At 61.3% G+C, this 14,884-nt stretch carries 19 protein-coding genes; 10 read left to right on the top strand and 9 right to left on the bottom strand.

Annotated elements, in window-relative coordinates; translation table 11 throughout:
* The first annotated feature begins 105 nt into the window (after positions 1–105).
* Positions 106–579, top strand: a complete 474-nt coding sequence (locus AC2YI2_RS15080) for a nucleoside deaminase (protein ID WP_487387307.1) — start codon at positions 106–108, stop codon at positions 577–579.
* 35 nt (positions 580–614) lie between these two features.
* On the opposite strand, the gene AC2YI2_RS15075 is transcribed toward AC2YI2_RS15080, so the two are convergent.
* Positions 615–1,310 (bottom strand): DUF4336 domain-containing protein, encoded by a 696-nt coding sequence (locus AC2YI2_RS15075; protein WP_487387306.1) that lies wholly within the window; start codon positions 1,308–1,310, stop codon positions 615–617.
* A gap of 52 nt (positions 1,311–1,362) precedes the next feature.
* Here AC2YI2_RS15075 and AC2YI2_RS15070 point away from each other — a divergent pair, with 52 nt between their 5' ends.
* Positions 1,363–1,947 (top strand): TetR/AcrR family transcriptional regulator, encoded by a 585-nt coding sequence (locus tag AC2YI2_RS15070; RefSeq protein ID WP_487387305.1) that lies wholly within the window; start codon positions 1,363–1,365, stop codon positions 1,945–1,947.
* 79 nt (positions 1,948–2,026) lie between these two features.
* On the opposite strand, the gene AC2YI2_RS15065 is transcribed toward AC2YI2_RS15070, so the two are convergent.
* The 5 genes from AC2YI2_RS15065 to AC2YI2_RS15045 all read right to left on the bottom strand — a co-directional run bounded on the left by AC2YI2_RS15065 (position 2,027) and on the right by AC2YI2_RS15045 (position 5,884).
* Positions 2,027–2,308: an HPr family phosphocarrier protein gene (locus AC2YI2_RS15065; protein ID WP_487387304.1), complete on the bottom strand. Its 282-nt coding sequence runs from the start codon at positions 2,306–2,308 to the stop codon at positions 2,027–2,029.
* Positions 2,309–2,316: 8 nt separating this feature from the next.
* Positions 2,317–2,718 carry a PTS sugar transporter subunit IIA gene (locus AC2YI2_RS15060; RefSeq protein WP_487387303.1) on the bottom strand — a complete coding sequence of 134 codons (402 nt, stop codon included), beginning with the start codon at positions 2,716–2,718 and terminating at the stop codon, positions 2,317–2,319.
* Positions 2,719–2,871: 153 nt separating this feature from the next.
* Entirely contained in the window at positions 2,872–3,342 is a 471-nt protein-coding gene (locus AC2YI2_RS15055; RefSeq protein WP_487387302.1) for an HPr kinase/phosphorylase, read from the bottom strand.
* Positions 3,339–5,126, bottom strand: a complete 1,788-nt coding sequence (locus AC2YI2_RS15050) for a stimulus-sensing domain-containing protein (protein ID WP_487387301.1) — start codon at positions 5,124–5,126, stop codon at positions 3,339–3,341. Before AC2YI2_RS15050 ends, AC2YI2_RS15055 begins: the two co-directional genes overlap by 4 nt.
* 23 nt (positions 5,127–5,149) lie before the next feature.
* Positions 5,150–5,884, bottom strand: a complete 735-nt coding sequence (locus tag AC2YI2_RS15045) for a response regulator transcription factor (protein WP_487387300.1) — start codon at positions 5,882–5,884, stop codon at positions 5,150–5,152.
* A 319-nt stretch (positions 5,885–6,203) separates the two neighbouring features.
* Between AC2YI2_RS15045 and AC2YI2_RS15040 the strand changes: the two genes are divergently transcribed.
* From AC2YI2_RS15040 to AC2YI2_RS15020, 5 genes are all read left to right on the top strand, one after another.
* Positions 6,204–7,814, top strand: coding sequence for a phosphoenolpyruvate carboxykinase (locus AC2YI2_RS15040; protein ID WP_487387299.1), 1,611 nt, complete (start codon positions 6,204–6,206; stop codon positions 7,812–7,814).
* 127 nt (positions 7,815–7,941) lie between these two features.
* The gene (gene arfB, locus AC2YI2_RS15035; RefSeq protein WP_487387298.1) at positions 7,942–8,376 is read left to right on the top strand and encodes an alternative ribosome rescue aminoacyl-tRNA hydrolase ArfB; all 435 of its coding nucleotides are present in this window, start codon (positions 7,942–7,944) and stop codon (positions 8,374–8,376) included.
* Between the two features lie 24 nt (positions 8,377–8,400).
* Entirely contained in the window at positions 8,401–8,679 is a 279-nt protein-coding gene (locus AC2YI2_RS15030) for a BrnT family toxin (protein WP_487387297.1), read from the top strand.
* Positions 8,680–8,728: 49 nt separating this feature from the next.
* Positions 8,729–9,013, top strand: a complete 285-nt coding sequence (locus tag AC2YI2_RS15025) for a helix-turn-helix domain-containing protein (protein ID WP_487387296.1) — start codon at positions 8,729–8,731, stop codon at positions 9,011–9,013.
* Between the two features lie 47 nt (positions 9,014–9,060).
* The gene (locus tag AC2YI2_RS15020) at positions 9,061–9,429 is read left to right on the top strand and encodes a hypothetical protein (protein WP_487387295.1); all 369 of its coding nucleotides are present in this window, start codon (positions 9,061–9,063) and stop codon (positions 9,427–9,429) included.
* A gap of 18 nt (positions 9,430–9,447) precedes the next feature.
* On the opposite strand, the gene betI is transcribed toward AC2YI2_RS15020, so the two are convergent.
* Positions 9,448–10,086 carry a transcriptional regulator BetI gene (gene betI, locus AC2YI2_RS15015; RefSeq protein WP_487387294.1) on the bottom strand — a complete coding sequence of 213 codons (639 nt, stop codon included), beginning with the start codon at positions 10,084–10,086 and terminating at the stop codon, positions 9,448–9,450.
* Between the two features lie 120 nt (positions 10,087–10,206).
* On the opposite strand from betI, the gene choX reads away from it, so the two are divergent.
* From choX to AC2YI2_RS15000, 3 genes are all read left to right on the top strand, one after another.
* The gene (gene choX, locus AC2YI2_RS15010; protein WP_487387293.1) at positions 10,207–11,151 is read left to right on the top strand and encodes a choline ABC transporter substrate-binding protein; all 945 of its coding nucleotides are present in this window, start codon (positions 10,207–10,209) and stop codon (positions 11,149–11,151) included.
* A gap of 1 nt (position 11,152) precedes the next feature.
* The gene (locus tag AC2YI2_RS15005) at positions 11,153–12,178 is read left to right on the top strand and encodes an alcohol dehydrogenase catalytic domain-containing protein (protein WP_487387292.1); all 1,026 of its coding nucleotides are present in this window, start codon (positions 11,153–11,155) and stop codon (positions 12,176–12,178) included.
* Between the two features lie 126 nt (positions 12,179–12,304).
* Positions 12,305–12,709, top strand: a complete 405-nt coding sequence (locus AC2YI2_RS15000; RefSeq protein ID WP_487387291.1) for a hypothetical protein — start codon at positions 12,305–12,307, stop codon at positions 12,707–12,709.
* Here AC2YI2_RS15000 and AC2YI2_RS14995 read toward each other — a convergent pair.
* Positions 12,689–13,183, bottom strand: coding sequence for an SRPBCC family protein (locus AC2YI2_RS14995; protein ID WP_487387290.1), 495 nt, complete (start codon positions 13,181–13,183; stop codon positions 12,689–12,691). The genes AC2YI2_RS15000 and AC2YI2_RS14995 overlap by 21 nt on opposite strands.
* Positions 13,184–13,291: 108 nt before the next feature.
* On the bottom strand, positions 13,292–14,308 hold the full coding sequence (locus AC2YI2_RS14990) for a DMP19 family protein (RefSeq protein ID WP_487387289.1): 1,017 nt from the start codon (positions 14,306–14,308) through the stop codon (positions 13,292–13,294).
* Positions 14,309–14,884: the final 576 nt, after the last annotated feature.

The raw sequence follows: 14,884 nt of genomic DNA, 5'->3' as shown, positions 1-14,884 counted from the left end.
AAACGACACCAGGCAATCGGCTCAACCGAACAATTCTTAGCGGCCCCTTGGAAATCCCCTCTATTCAAGACAAACTCACCCGCTCTGGTGTTTGGGGAAATTCGGATGGAAAACCACGAACCGTTCTTGCGCGAGGCGATCGCGCTCTCGAAATCCGCGGTGGAAAAAGGCGACGAACCGTTTGGCTCGGTGCTGGTGAAAGACGGCGAAGTCATCCTGCGCGCCGAAAACAGCGTCTTCACCGGCCACGATATGACGAACCACGCCGAGATGAACCTGGTGAAACTGGCGGCGCGGCACTACGATACCGCCTTTCTCGCCGACTGCACGCTCTACACCAGCACGGAGCCATGCGCGATGTGCGCCGGGGCGATTTACTGGTCGGGCATCGGGCACATGGTGTTTGCCTGCTCCGAAACGCGGCTTGGCGAGATCGCCGGGATCGGATTGAACGTGCCGAGCCGGGCGGTGCTGCAAACCGGCGCGCGCATCGTCACCGTGGTTGGCCCGACGGACCTCGAAGACGAAGCCGCCGAAGTGCATCAGGAATTCTGGCCGAAGCATCTCGGCAAGGCATAGCCTCTTTTCGTTCGATATATCGCGGTCGATAGACATCAGGCGCGAATTAGCCAGCGAAACGCGCGGCGGAGAAATGCCTGCCCGTCGGCGGTGACCGGGGCGCCATGCGCGATCAGCACCTTGTCGGTGGGCCAGGCCAGAATGCGCGCGACGGCTTCCCGGGCGGCCGTCCGATCGGTGAAGGCAAGCCGAAACTTCCTGGGCACCGTCGGCTCGCCGGCGACCATCAGATCCAGCCGGGCGATCAGCAACCGCCATCCGCTGAACCAGTCGGACGGAAACTGCTGCAACAGATCGGCAAAGATGGCGGTGCCGCTCTTTCGATGAAAGAGAACGGCTTCGTTTGTTATGCGGTTGCCCCAGACAATGGCGACATCAATCTGCCCCGCCCATGCCGGTATCCCGGCATCGATGAAGTCACCCTCGAACTCGATATCCTTGCGCTTTTGCCTGAGGCCCGGTGGGGCATAGACCCTGGCTTTGGGGTAGGCCCGTTGCCAATCGCCAAGGAAGCTATGATGCAGGGAATTGGGCGGAACGAGATACCGGACGATGCCCAAATCTTCGACGGCGCGACGCAGCGCCTCCGAGAACTGCACCGGCGACCACAGGACGAGATCGCCGTTCTTCAGTCTGATGATGGCCATGCGTGTCGGAAAATGAAACCCAGCCGCCGCCGTGACGATCGGACCGTTCACAATCCAGATGTCAGGGCCGAACACCTGCAGCACGCAATGTCTTCCATTTATTTACACATGTATAAAAATACACTACAGTGTAAATATGGCAAGCCCGAAACGCACCGACCGCTCGCGAAATCTCATCCTCGACGCTGCCGACGCGGCGTTTCGCGAACTCGGCTTTACCCAGACATCGATCGAAGAAATCGCCAGCCGCGCCGGCCTGACCCGCAAAACGATCTACAATCTCTTTGCCTCGAAAGAGGCTGTTGCCCAGCAGCTCATCGCCCGCGTGGAAGGGCAGGATGCCGGCTATCGCGCAAAAATGGCCGCGGATGAAAACGTCATAGATTTGCTTGAACTGGTCCTTCTCGACAGCGCCCGCTGGTGCCTCGCCAATCCGTCGCTCGCGCGGCTTGCCCTCAGCCCTGCCGACCGTCCGTCGCCCGCGCCCGCCCCGGACCGGCCATCCTTCCAACGCCTGGTGCGGGACATACTAATCCTCGGCCAACGCCAGGGGCGCATCCGGGGCGACGAAGATCCCGATTTCATGGCGCTGGTTCTGCTCGGAATCTTCGGACAGGCCATGCTGAGCGCGATGTCGGCCGGATCCTACAACGAGTACGATATCAAGAAGATAGTCCGCATCGTCATCGAAGGCATCGGCAATCGGAGTCGGACCGCCTGAAGCTGCGGCCGGCTGCTTGCCGAGACGTAGGATTGTGTGAAAAACTTGAAACGACCAGGCTCGGCCGCCAATCGCCGCCTCACATCTCCTCGCCGAACTTGTCGGCGATAAGCTGCTCGATCGTGTCGAGCGCTTCCTGCGCCTGCGCGCCCGAGGCGGTAATGTGGATGGTGGTGCCGGGTGATGCTGCGAGCATCATCAGCCCCATGATCGAGGTGCCGCCGACGGTCATGCCGTCCTTGGAGACATGGATTTCGGCGTCGAAGCCTTCCACGGTCTGGACGAACTTCGCAGACGCCCGCGCATGCAGGCCGCGCTTGTTGATGATGAGGATTTCGCGCTCGAGTCCGCCGTCAGCCATCTGAGCCCTTATTTCCCGGACAGAACGCGGCTGGCGACATAGATATATTTGCGGCCGGCTTCCGAGGCCTCGACAAGCGCCTTCTGCATGTTGTTCTCGCCACGTACGCCGGCCAGCTTGATCAACATCGGCAGGTTCATCCCGGCGATGACTTCGGTATTGCCGCGCGACATGACGGAGATCGAGAGGTTGGAGGGCGTGCCGCCGAACATATCGGTGAGGATGATGACGCCATTGCCGTCATCGGTGCGCGTCACCGCATCCATGATGTCCTGGCGGCGGTTGTCCATATCGTCTTCTGCACCGATCGGAATGGTTTCGAGCGCTTTCTGTGGGCCGACCACGTGCTCGAGGGCGGACCGAAATTCATCCGCCAGATTTCCGTGCGTGACTAGCACCAGTCCGATCATTCTGAAGAGGGCTCCATATGCGGTCTTTTTCAGATCTCGTTGTTCTCGGGCGGTGCTGTTAGCCGAAAGCAGATGCCGCGTCCACTCTGTGGGCGGCCATCATGACGAGGAAACCCGGAAGTTCAAGTCAAAAAAGCGACAAACAGCAAGCTTTCATTCACCATTTGGTATGAGGGAGCGAAGGGGAAATCCATCGATCAGCGCCTCGAGCCAGGGATAGGGATCGCGCACCTTGCGGTCGAGAAACAGCATCGGCAGCTCAACCCCGCCTTCCGCCCGCCAATATTGATTCTCTTCGGGAATCCGGTTCTCCGAATGAACGTCGACGAGGCGGATCGCGTGGTGCAGTGCAGCCTCCGGGACGGACTTCACCTTGCCGATGCCGCTGCCTCTCAGCTCGATCAATCCGGAAATCGTCGTCGGCGTGCTCGCCCGGATTTCGCCATTAACTGCTTCGAGAAAAACCTGATCGTCGCTCACAAGCGCAGCGGAATGCCCCGTGAGTCGGGCGGAAAACATCGTCTGCAGCGCAAGCGAGGATTTGCCCGAACCGGCCGGTCCGACGAAGAGCAGGCCGGTATCGCCGACGACGATCGCCGTAGCATGGGCCAGGATGCGGGTCACGACGAACCTTTTTCGGGCAGGATGAGGATGAAGCGCGCGCCCTTGCGGTCCCCATTCGCGTCGAGCACGTTCTCGGCCTCCAGCGAACCGCCATGGGCTTCGGCGATCTGCCGGCTGATCGACAGGCCAAGGCCGGAATTCTGGCCGAAATCTTCGGCGCCCGGCCGGTCGGTATAGAAGCGCTCGAAGATGCGGTCGATATTCTCCGCCTCGATGCCGGGACCGTTGTCCTCGACCACGACGATGCAATTGCCGTCCTTGCGGGAGAGATGGACGTCGATGCGGCCGCCGTCTGCCGGCACGAAGGAGCGCGCATTCTCGATCAGGTTGGTGATGATCTGGCCGAGACGTGATTCGTGGCCGACAACCTTGAAGCCGGACTTGCCCGAGGTCTTGCGCTCGGCCTGGAAGGTGACGGCGACCGTCTTGCCGCGCGCCCGCACCTGGCTGGAAATCTCGCAGAGCCCCGCGAGCAGCTTTTCGAGGTCGACGGGCTTGGCATCGGCGCGGGCGAGCTCCGCATCCAGCCGCGAGGCGTCCGAAATGTCCGAGATCAGCCGGTCGAGCCGGCGCACGTCGTGCTGGATGACATCCATCAGCCGCTTCTTCGATTCCTCGGTCTTGGCGAGCGGCAGCGTTTCGACGGCACTCCTGAGCGAGGTCAGCGGGTTCTTGAGTTCGTGGCTCACATCGGCCGCAAAGCTCTCGATCGCGGCGATCCGGTCATAGAGCGCATTGGTCATTTCGCGAATCGCCGAGGAAAGGTTGCCGATCTCGTCCTGGCGGAAGGAGAAATCCGGGATCTCCTCGCGGCTCTTCACGCCGCGCCGCACCCGGATGGCTGCGGCCGACAGGCGACGCAGCGGATTGGCGATGGTCGAGGACAGTAGCAGCGACAGGATGACCGTCACCATGGTCGCGACGCCGAAGACGCGCATGATGGCGAGACGTTCGGCATGGACGATCTGGTCGATATCGCCGGCCTGGGTTGAGAGCAGCAGCACGCCGACCACGGCACGGAAGCGCTGCACGGGCACGGCGACCGAGACGATCAACTCGCCATTCTCGGTCACGCGCACCACAGCGCCGCGCACGCCGGTCAGGGCATTCTTGACCTCGGGGTAGATCAGGCCGTCGCCACCCGGGCTTTCCTTGTAGACCGGCAGGTTCGAGGGCTGCAGCAGCCGGTTGACGATGCCGCTGAGCCGTTCCGACCACGGCACCGACTGGGTCTCGACGGGCGGCAGGTCGAATCTGAGCACCTGGCCGCGCGAATAGAGGAATCGCGTGTCGAGGATCAGGTTGGCGTCGGGATCGAAGATCCGCGCCCGCGTATGCGTCGGCGAGATCAGTCGCCGCAGCACCGGCGCAACCTTTTCCGGATCGATCGGGAATTCGAGATCCTCGTCGTTCGGCACCGGCGTTATCGATTGTCCCGCCTGCAGTTCGAGCAGCTTCTGCGGGTCGATGGTGATCGAATTGGTGTCGATCGAAGCCTGGGCCGACACGGCAGACGCGATGATCTCGCCTTGGGTCAGCAGACTCTCGACCTTGGCGTCGATCAGCCCCTCGCGGAACTGGTTGAGATACATGATGCCGCCGACCAGAACGACCAGCGCCACAAGGTTGAAGAACAGGATCTGCCGGGTCAGGCTCGAAAAGACCGCATGGCCGAGAATGCGGCGGATGAAGGTGAATGGGCGGCTCCAACGGCTCCGCCGCCGCGCCCGCGTTCTCACGGGTGCGGTGACTTGCTTCACCAGATCTGCATCTGCAACGGCCATTCACTCCGCCCGACAGTGGAGCCTCAAGCAGGCACGCTCTCGCGGAAGCGGTAGCCGACGCCGTAGAGGGTCTCGATCATGTCGAAGTCATTATCCGCCATTTTGAATTTCTTGCGAAGCCGCTTGATATGGCTGTCGATGGTGCGGTCGTCGACATAGACCTGTTCGTCATAGGCCGCGTCCATCAGCGCATCGCGGCTCTTCACCACGCCAGGCCGCAGCGCCAGCGCGTGCAGAATCAGGAACTCGGTCACGGTCAGTGTCACCGGCATGCCCTTCCAGGTGCAGGTATGGCGCTCCTGGTCCATGCTGAGCAGTCCGCGTTCGAGCGATTTCGATTGTGCGGTCGCACCTGGCTTGGTGGGCGCAGCGATACCGGCAATGGCGGCATCCCGCGCAGCACCACGACGCAGCACTGCCTTCACGCGCTCGACCAGCAGCCGCTGGGAGAAGGGTTTGGTGATGAAATCGTCGGCGCCCATCTTGAGGCCGAAGAGTTCGTCGATTTCCTCGTCCTTGGACGTCAGGAAGATGACCGGCAGGTCGGATTTCTGGCGCAGCCGGCGCAGCAGTTCCATGCCGTCCATGCGCGGCATCTTGATGTCGAAGATCGCAAGCTGCGGCGGACGCTGCAGCAGGCCGTCCAGCGCCGAGGCGCCATCGGTGTAGGTTTCGACCTTGTAGCCTTCCGCCTCCAGAGCGATCGATACGGAGGTGAGGATGTTACGGTCGTCATCCACCAGGGCGATTGTCAGCATAGGGGTCTCCGTTACTGCAGGTCCTTGGCCACGATTGCCGCGGCACGACGCAGTCTCATGAGTATAAAGGTGGAACAAATTGTGGCAAAGAGTGCTGTGGTTGTTTTTTGGCTTGTGCCGGACCTGGCACATTTCCGTCCCGAAATCACCTGATCGACCGATCAATTCAAACGATTTAAAAAATGTGACAATTCTTTAAATCGATTAATACATTGATAGGATTGGCTTTTTCAATGTTTCCCCTCTTGTCTTTTTAAAAGAGCTGTGTCCTAGCTGCCCCTGTCGAACAACGACTGCGCTCCTCGGAAAGGATAGAGCCATGAAAGAACTCGGAATGACGAACCCTGAAAATCGCCTGGAAGCGTTTGGTTTTGCCGGCCTGGTTTCGGTTCGTTATAACTATTCCGAGCCGGAGCTCTATGAAGAGGCGCTGCGCAATGGCGAGGCGGTTCTCACGGCCCATGGTGCGCTACGCGCGCTGACCGGCCAGCATACCGGCCGCTCGCCCAAGGACAAGCATGTCGTCCGAGATGCCAATACCGACGGCACGATCTGGTGGGACAATAACCGCGAAATGTCGCCCGCGCATTTCGCCGTGCTCAAGGCCGACATGCTGGCTCATGCCAAGGGCAAGTCGCTCTATGTGCAGGACCTGATCGGTGGCGCCGATAAGGACAATGCGCTGCCGACACGCGTGGTGACCGAGCTCGCCTGGCATTCGTTGTTCATCCGCAACCTGCTGATCCGGCCTGACAGGGAAGAGCTCGAGAGCTTCGTTCCGAAACTGATGATCATCGACCTCCCCGACTTCAAGGCTGACCCCGCACGCCACGGCACCCGGTCGGAAACGGTCATCGCCTGCGACCTCACCAACGGCCTCGTCCTGATCGGCGGCACCTCCTATGCCGGCGAAATGAAGAAGTCGGTCTTCACCGTGCTCAATTACCTGCTGCCGGCAAAGGGCGTCATGCCCATGCATTGCTCGGCCAACATGGGCAAGGATGGCGACACGGCGGTGTTCTTCGGCCTCTCGGGCACAGGCAAGACCACGCTCTCGGCCGATCCGAACCGTACGCTGATCGGTGACGACGAACATGGCTGGGGCGAGAACGGCGTCTTCAATTTCGAAGGCGGCTGCTATGCCAAGACCATCAAGCTCTCGGCCGAATCCGAACCCGAGATCTTCGCCACCACCCAGCGCTTCGGCACGGTGCTCGAGAATGTCGTGCTCGATGAGAACAGGAAGCCGGATTTCAACGACGGCTCGCTGACCGAGAACACCCGCGCGGCCTATCCGCTGCACTTCATCCCGAATGCGTCGGAGACCGGCCGCGGCAATCACCCGAAGACGATCATCATGCTGACGGCCGACGCTTTCGGCGTGATGCCGCCGATCGCCCGCCTCACGCCCGACCAGGCCATGTACCACTTCCTGTCCGGCTACACCGCCAAGGTCGCCGGCACGGAAAAGGGCGTGACCGAGCCTGAGGCAACCTTCTCGACCTGCTTCGGCGCTCCCTTCATGCCGCGCCACCCGACCGAGTATGGCAACCTGCTCAAGGACCTGATCGCCCGTCACGGCGTGTCCTGCTGGCTGGTCAATACCGGATGGACCGGCGGCGCCTATGGCGTCGGCCGCCGCATGCCGATCAAGGATACCCGCGCCCTTCTGACAGCCGCCCTTTCCGGCCAGCTCAGCAATGCCGTCTTCCGCCGCGACGCCCATTTCGGCTTCGAGGTTCCGGTGGCCGTGGAAGGCGTTTCCACCAAGCTGCTCGACCCGCGCTCGACCTGGGTCGAAGGCAAGGCCTATGACGCCCAGGCCCGCAAGCTGGTCGACATGTTCGTCGCCAACTTCGCCAAGTTCGAAAGCCATGTCGAAGGCTCGGTCCTCGATGCGGCACCGGGCATCCGCATCGCCGCGGAGTAGCCGGGTCGGATTCACGTGAAACTTCAAAGGGCGGCTCCTGGGTGCCGCCCTTCTTTTTGTTTGGGCTCGTCCAGCCTTGACTGGCGCGTGACCGGCTCTCGTGGCATTCAGGTGCCAGGAGAAGACCATGCCCGCCGACACCCTTTATATCGACGACACCATCGCCATTGCTGGCTGGGAAATGACGGAAAGCTTCGTGCTCGCGTCCGGCCCGGGCGGCCAGAATGTCAATAAGGTCGCGACCGCCGTCGAACTCCGCTTCGACCTGCTCGGCTCGCCCTCGCTTCCCGAGCGCGTGAAGAGCAACGCCCGCCGCGTCTTCGGCCGCAAGCTCACCAAGGAAGGCGTGGCGGTCATCTTTTCCGATCGCTTCCGCTCGCAGGACCGCAATCGCGAAGATGCCCGCGAGCGATTGAAGGAACTCATCCTCGAAGCCAATCAGCCACCGCCGCCGCCGCGCCGCAAGACCAAGCCGACCAAGGGCTCGATCGAACGCCGGCTGAAAGCCAAGGCGGGCCGCGGCGAGATCAAAAAGGGCAGGGGCAAGGTGGGCGAGGATTGAACTACTGGTAACCCGTAGGTGGCTATGGTAGAATTCGAGTGGGATGATGAGAAGAACCGTATCAATAGGGTCAAACACGGCTGGGATTTCGCCGATGCGATCCGAGTGTTTCGCGATCCCCTGTTCTACATAGCGGAGGACAGATCGCTCGACTATGGTGAGCGGCGCCACAGGATAATCGGCTATGCCGGACATAAGCTGGTGACTGTCATTTATACCGAACGGGGCGGCACTATCAGAGTGATATCCGCTTACAAGACATCGCCTCAGGAGCGAAGAGATTATGAGAGTAAAGCTCGCTGATTTGGACAAGCTTCCTCCGGGCGACACCGATTGGGCTCGGATAGAAGCGATGACCGATGAAGAGGCGGCAGCTAACGCCCTGGCCGACCCCGACAACATTCCGGTGGAAAAATGGGTTCCAGCTGCACCTTCAAGGGTAGTGCGGACCAGACTCTTGCTCACCCAGGAAGAATTCGCCGCCCGCTATCACATCCCCCTCGGCACCCTACGCGACTGGGAACAGCACCGCAGCGAACCTGACCAAGCAGCGCGCGCTTTTCTCAAGGTGATCGCCAAGGAGCCGGACATCGTGGCACGTGCCCTGGCAGAGGACCGACCCGCCGCTGCCGAATGAAAGCTGACTCTGGCGCGTCTGAGGGGAAACATTCCCGAGGAAGCCTGATGTCACGCAAAGCCCAAAGCCCCATGGAGATCGAATGGCGCGTCATGGAGGACCTCCAGGCGCTCGACGGCCGATGCTGGAAAGAGGCGCAGGGCGAATATCACGGCGCCTATGAGGAGATGGCGGTCTGGATCCTGCTGGCGAAAGCCGAGGATATCGATGCGGCCCACAAGAAATTCCGCGATGTCATCTCGGACTATGCTTATCAAGCCCGCTTCACCGTCTCTTACAGCGTCAGAATGCCGGAAGGCGAGATGCTGCTCGAATTCCTCGCCGGCAATGACGCGATCGACGGAATCGGTGTCAGTCGGCCGCTGGGTTCGAATCCGACCCTCAAGCGTTCCGGCAGAAGCATCTTCCGCAAATAAAGGTCGCGAGAGAATTTCTCAGCCCGCTTTCAGAGTCGCCACGACCTCCTGCCCCAGCATCTTCTTGACATATTCGATCAGCAGACACTTGGCCTCGTCGAGCCACATATCCGTCTCCGAATGCCCGCGCCGGAGCCACAGTCCGTCGATCATGGCAGCAAAGCCGCGCACGAAGTGATCGATCTCGTCGGTCGCCATCACCGGTTTGAGGATGTCGGCGATATTGGACCGCAGCCGCCGGTAATAGGGCCGGATCAGCCTGGCATAGCGCTCGTTATGCGCCGCCTCGGCATAAAGCGAGATCCAGGCCCGCGCCGTCGGCCGGTCATAGTGGGCGGCCGGGAAATTTCCGTCGATCAGTGCGATCAGCCGCTCCCAGCCATTCCGCGCTGCCCTGAGATGGGCGACAATCTCATCCGCCAACAGGCGGTTGTTCATCCGCACCATCTCGAACAGCACCTCTTCCTTGTCGCGGAAGTAATAGGTGAGAATGCCCTGCGACATGCCCGCCTCGGCGCAGATCCTGGTGGTCGTCAGCCCCTTCAGCCCCTCCCGCAGGAATATGCGATGCGCGGCATCGATCAGCTCGACGCGGCGAATGTCCTCGATGCGGGTCTTCTGTCGCTGGGTCTTTTGTGTCTTGGGCCTGGCACTCATGCATTTTTCCTTAGCATCTCAAAAATTTGTACGCCCTAACAATTTTTTGTCTTGCCACAGAAATCGCATCGCCTATTCTGCCCTCAAACCCCGACAAGGGGCCAAAACAAGGGGAACGCCATGAAAACCAAGACGCTTGCGATGTCGATCGCGCTCACCGCCCTGATGGCCTCGACGGCGCTCGCCGCGGAGAAGCCGGAATGCAAGCAGGTCCGCATGTCCGATCTCGGCTGGACCGACATCGCCCTGACCAATACGACCGCCGAACTCATCCTCAAGGCGCTCGGCTACGAGCCCAAGCAGTCGCTGCTCGCGCTCAACGTCACCTTCGAATCGCTCAAGAACAACGAGATGGATGTCTTCCTCGGCAATTGGCGCCCGGTGCAGGATATCGACTACAAGGCCTATTTCGACGACGGTTCGGTCATCCCGGTCGCAACCAACCTGACCGGCGCGAAATATACGCTGGCCGTGCCGAAATACGTCTCCGACGCCGGCCTCAAATCCTTCGACGACCTGCAGAAATTCGCCGACAAGCTCGATCGCAAGATCTACGGCATCGAGCCGGGTTCGAACAAGCCGCTCGTCGACATGGTCGAGCAGAAGACCCACGGCCTCGACGGCGACTGGGAGGTGGTCGAATCGAGCGAAGCGGCGATGCTGCAGCAGGTCAAGCGCGCCGTCCAGAACCAGGATTTCATCGTCTTCCTCGGCTGGCAGCCGCATCCGATGAATGTCAACATGGAGATGGCCTATCTCGCCGGCGGCGATGTCGAATTCGGCCCGGATTTCGGCGGCGCCACGGTGCGCACCATCGTCCGCAAGGGCTATCCCGAGGATTGCCCGAATGTGACGAAATTCTTCTCGAACCTCGTCTTTGACATCACCTACGAAAGTACCGGCATGAACCTCATCATGAGCGACGGCATGGAGGTGCCCGATGCCGCCACCAAGATGATGCAGGCGCACCCGGAAAAGCTCGATGCCTGGCTCAAGGACGTGACCACCATCGACGGCAAGCCCGGCCTTGAGGCCGTCAAGGCGGAACTCGGCATCGGGAAGTGACGTGACCAGCAATCAGATGCGCGCGGCGGTGCTCGCCGGATATGGCGAGCCGCTTGCAGTGGGATTCGTCCCGAAACCCACGGCCGGGCCGGGTCAATTGCTTGTCCGGCTAATGGCCTGCGGCATATGCCATTCGGATGTCCATATCTGGAAGGGCGATGTGCAGCCGCCCCATGCGCCAACCCCCTTCGTCCTCGGCCACGAGGGCGTCGGTGTCGTCGAGGCCGTCGGCGCGGGCGTCGCAGGCTGGGCGGTCGGTGCTCCTGTCGGGGTGCCCTGGCTGCATGATACCTGCATGCATTGCGACGAATGCCGCGACGGCCAGGAATCCTTCTGCCAGCACCAGCGCGCCCATGGCCTCAACGTGCCCGGCGGCTTTGCCGAATATGTCGTGGCGGATGCGCGTTTCGCTGTGCGCCTGCCCGATGGCGTCGATCCAGTGACCACCGCGCCGGTCATGTGCGCCGGCGTCACCGCTTATGGCGCGATTCGCCGCGCCGAGCTCAAGGCCGGCGAGCGCCTGGCGGTCTTCGGTTGCGGCGGCCTCGGCCTTTATGCGGTGCAGATCGCCGCCCGCATGGGCGTCGATGTGCTTGCCATCGACCGCGATCCGGCCAAGCTCGAACATGCCCGCCTCTATGGCGCCCGCGCGACGGAACTCGCCGACGCCGGGCTTGCCGAACGGCTCGCCGCCAGCCCGGCCAAACCCCATGCGGTCATCAATTTCGCGCCGACCCCGGCCACCTGGCCCGCGATGATATCAGCCATCCGCCCGCGCGGCCGTATCGTCGCCGCAGCCCTTGTCTCCGAGCCCGTTCCGCTCAGCCAGGAATGGCTGACCGCGACCGGCGTCACGATATCAGGCACCAGCGTCGGCACGCGCAAGGAGATGGGCGAAGTGGTGGCGCTGCACGCCCGCCAGCCACTCCGCAATCCCATCGAAGTGATCGGATTGGAGGGCGCATCCGAAGCACTCGAAATGCTGGAAAGCGGAAAAGCGGCAGGCCGCTATGTCATAAAATTCTGACGTGGAACGCGCTTCGCGACATCCGCCTGAAACAAAACAATATTACATTTTCGTAAGGCGTTGGAAAAGCAGAATGAAGCGAGCCGCTTGTGCGTCATTTGATCAGTCGAACGGGATAACTGATCAATGCAACACACTCAGCCGAATTCAGCGGAAGTCGCATATCGTGCCTTGGAAGAACTCGAGGCCCTCCAGGGGGTCTATTGGCGGGCGGTCAAGGGAGAGTTCCAGGGCGATCACGATGAAGTCACCATCTGGATCCTTCTCACCCATGTCGGCGACATAGCCCGGGCCCATCGCCGCCTCCGCGATGTCGTGTCCCCGCGCTTCTATCTCGCCCATTTCACCGTGTCCTACATCTGCTGGACGCCCGACGGCGAAATGCTGCTGGACTTTCTCGCCGACAATGACGAGATCGAGCAGGCCGGTTCCTCGCGACCGCTCGGGATCAATCCCGTTCTGCGACGCGCCGCCACGAGCATCTTCCGCCCGAGCGTCAGGGCGATCAGTTCACGCCGCCGCGTTCACTGAACCAGCGCCGCGCTGATCGATGAGATAGGCCTCCAGCCCGCGCCGGCCGCGTTCCATCACCTGGTTATGGTTCCAGGCGAAGACCGGGCGGAGCAGGAAGGCGAGCCGCACCATCCACGGCTTGGTGACCGCGACGATCCAGTCATAGCGCACCCGGCTGCGATTACCCTCCGGCGTCAACGTCCAGCGCCCGATGCCGTCGAGCTCGCCCTTGGCGTGACCCTCGATCAGCCGCATCGGCTCGACCTTGACGGTTGTCGTCTCGAAACTGATGTCATAGGGCAGCGCGGTCGACCATGTCAGTCGCCGCACCGAACCGACGCCATTCTCATCCCCCGGATCGAGAAGCTCGACGCGTTTAACGGTCGGCCACCACAGGGGCCAGCGCTCGGGCTCGATCAGCACGTTCCAGACTTCCTCCTGCGAGGCGTCCAGCAGCCATTCGGTGACAAGATGAAATTCCGTCGACGCCATCATTCCCTCCCGGCGCAAGCAGGCGGCCGGTCTGGCTCGGCCACCCGCTCGCACCACGATACGCCGACGGCCATCGGGCGCAACTGCTTTGTCGGGGAGCATCCAGGGTCACTTCGGCAAGATGCCTGTTTCGCGCGCGGTGCGAATCATCGCCAACAGTACCTCGCCCTCGTCGATGCTGCCGGTCAGGACGTCGAGCGCCGCACGGAACGCTTCACCTTTGGCCTCCATGACTCTCCGCCGGTTTTCGAGTTCACGCGGATAGGGTTTGGGGAAGGAGTCGATGGCCGCCTGTAGCTCCTCGGCATATTTCGGCAGTCCCATGGCCGAAAAGGCGCGCACAACATCCGGCGCAAGTGTGCCGGAGGAATTGTTGAAGAACTGCTCGACTGCGCCGTTGAGTGTCTCGGCCTGGAAAATGAAGGTCACGGCTATATGACGATACGGTTCGGGCAGTTCGGCAAGCCGCACGCTCACTACCTCTGGCGAGTCGTAATGGCCCAGGCATTTCCAAAGCCCGAAACCGAGATAGGAAAGCCTTTGTTCGTCATCGATGGCGGCGCGTGTGGGCTCGAATAGCGCCGTCAGTGAAGGCGACGCCATAATGCGTTCGGCAGCGAACTCGATCGGATCAGGCAAGGCGCGATAACGGCTCGAAAGAGCGAGAAGTTGCGCATCGAGCACGACATCACGGATTTCGCCATGTCCATCACTCCACCGGTCGTAGCGCTGTTGAACGCTGCCATAGTCGGGTCCGAAGAGAGCCCGCCCCTCCCGGAAAAGCGCCGCATGTTCCTTCAATCCCATAGTGTCGAGTGTCCGAACGACCTCATCATAGTAGGTGCCTTGCGGCAGGACAAAGAAGTTGATCATCGGATCCGTACCGCTGGTCCACTCGGAAATGGCAGCGAGCATGATTATCGGACGCAGCTCGGGCTCAAAGCCCGCGAGCCCGCGCGCGAGCGCTGCGAGTCGTGCAGATTCGGGCGCCGGATCCCAATAACTGAAATTCTCTCCCGGTCCAGGAAAGTGGAATTCGGGGGCGGCAAAGCCAATTGCTCCCGCCTTCAGTACCTCACGCATCGGGTATTGCTTGAAGGCATCGAGATCACAGGTCTTGGGCATTGCAGGGACCGCCTCCGCAGTTGAGAATAGAATGAACAGTGCAATGATGGGCTTGAGAAATCCGGACAACTTTCCGCTCGCTTCCTGTGGCCCGCCGTCAATGTCGGACCTCCGGGATGACGGGCCAACCGCCAAAAGCATTCGCTGGGCGGAACCCCTTTCTCACCAACGGCGGCCAAGGATTCACTCTGCTCACCCGGCCTGCATATCCTTTCCGGCAAGGACAGAGGTGCGGTGCCACAAGCTCGGCCTCACCTGGAGCACGGCGTTGCCGCGAGTCTGCCTCTCCCCTTGTGGGAGAGGATAGCAAGTCTGCATGAGACAAAGTCGAATGCATAGACGCGCTTGGTGAGAGGTAGAAACCCTTCCAAAAATTTCGCGGCATTATTGATTGAATACAATTCACTAACCCCGCTTTTCCCCACCCCCCAGAACCCGTGCGATAATCACTCCGTCCCGCATCGGCTACAACGCATGGCGATGCGTCGAGGCGGGGCCGGTGTTGCTGGTGTGGAGAGACGACGCAAAGCTCCATGCCAGGGCCCGTGCAGAAAATGGTCCTCCTCAGGCCTGAAA

The sequence above is a fragment of the Rhizobium sp. SRI_017 genome (assembly GCF_057586295.1).
Note: the sequence above shows the minus strand (reverse complement) of the source record. Positions and strands in the feature narration are given on the sequence as shown.

Bases quoted from the DNA above. Each gene is read 5' to 3' on its own strand.
- AC2YI2_RS15080 (WP_487387307.1), top strand. From the start codon at position 106: ATGGAAAACCACGAACCGTTCTTGCGCGAGGCGATCGCGCTCTCGAAA.
- AC2YI2_RS15070 (WP_487387305.1), top strand. From the start codon at position 1,363: ATGGCAAGCCCGAAACGCACCGACCGCTCGCGAAATCTCATCCTCGAC.
- AC2YI2_RS15065 (WP_487387304.1), bottom strand. From the start codon at position 2,308: ATGGCTGACGGCGGACTCGAGCGCGAAATCCTCATCATCAACAAGCGC.
- AC2YI2_RS15060 (WP_487387303.1), bottom strand. From the start codon at position 2,718: ATGATCGGACTGGTGCTAGTCACGCACGGAAATCTGGCGGATGAATTT.
- AC2YI2_RS15050 (WP_487387301.1), bottom strand. From the start codon at position 5,126: ATGGCCGTTGCAGATGCAGATCTGGTGAAGCAAGTCACCGCACCCGTG.
- AC2YI2_RS15045 (WP_487387300.1), bottom strand. From the start codon at position 5,884: ATGCTGACAATCGCCCTGGTGGATGACGACCGTAACATCCTCACCTCC.
- AC2YI2_RS15040 (WP_487387299.1), top strand. From the start codon at position 6,204: ATGAAAGAACTCGGAATGACGAACCCTGAAAATCGCCTGGAAGCGTTT.
- arfB (WP_487387298.1), top strand. From the start codon at position 7,942: ATGCCCGCCGACACCCTTTATATCGACGACACCATCGCCATTGCTGGC.
- AC2YI2_RS15030 (WP_487387297.1), top strand. From the start codon at position 8,401: ATGGTAGAATTCGAGTGGGATGATGAGAAGAACCGTATCAATAGGGTC.
- AC2YI2_RS15025 (WP_487387296.1), top strand. From the start codon at position 8,729: ATGACCGATGAAGAGGCGGCAGCTAACGCCCTGGCCGACCCCGACAAC.
- AC2YI2_RS15020 (WP_487387295.1), top strand. From the start codon at position 9,061: ATGTCACGCAAAGCCCAAAGCCCCATGGAGATCGAATGGCGCGTCATG.
- betI (WP_487387294.1), bottom strand. From the start codon at position 10,086: ATGAGTGCCAGGCCCAAGACACAAAAGACCCAGCGACAGAAGACCCGC.
- choX (WP_487387293.1), top strand. From the start codon at position 10,207: ATGAAAACCAAGACGCTTGCGATGTCGATCGCGCTCACCGCCCTGATG.
- AC2YI2_RS15000 (WP_487387291.1), top strand. From the start codon at position 12,305: ATGCAACACACTCAGCCGAATTCAGCGGAAGTCGCATATCGTGCCTTG.
- AC2YI2_RS14995 (WP_487387290.1), bottom strand. From the start codon at position 13,183: ATGGCGTCGACGGAATTTCATCTTGTCACCGAATGGCTGCTGGACGCC.
- AC2YI2_RS14990 (WP_487387289.1), bottom strand. From the start codon at position 14,308: ATGCCCAAGACCTGTGATCTCGATGCCTTCAAGCAATACCCGATGCGT.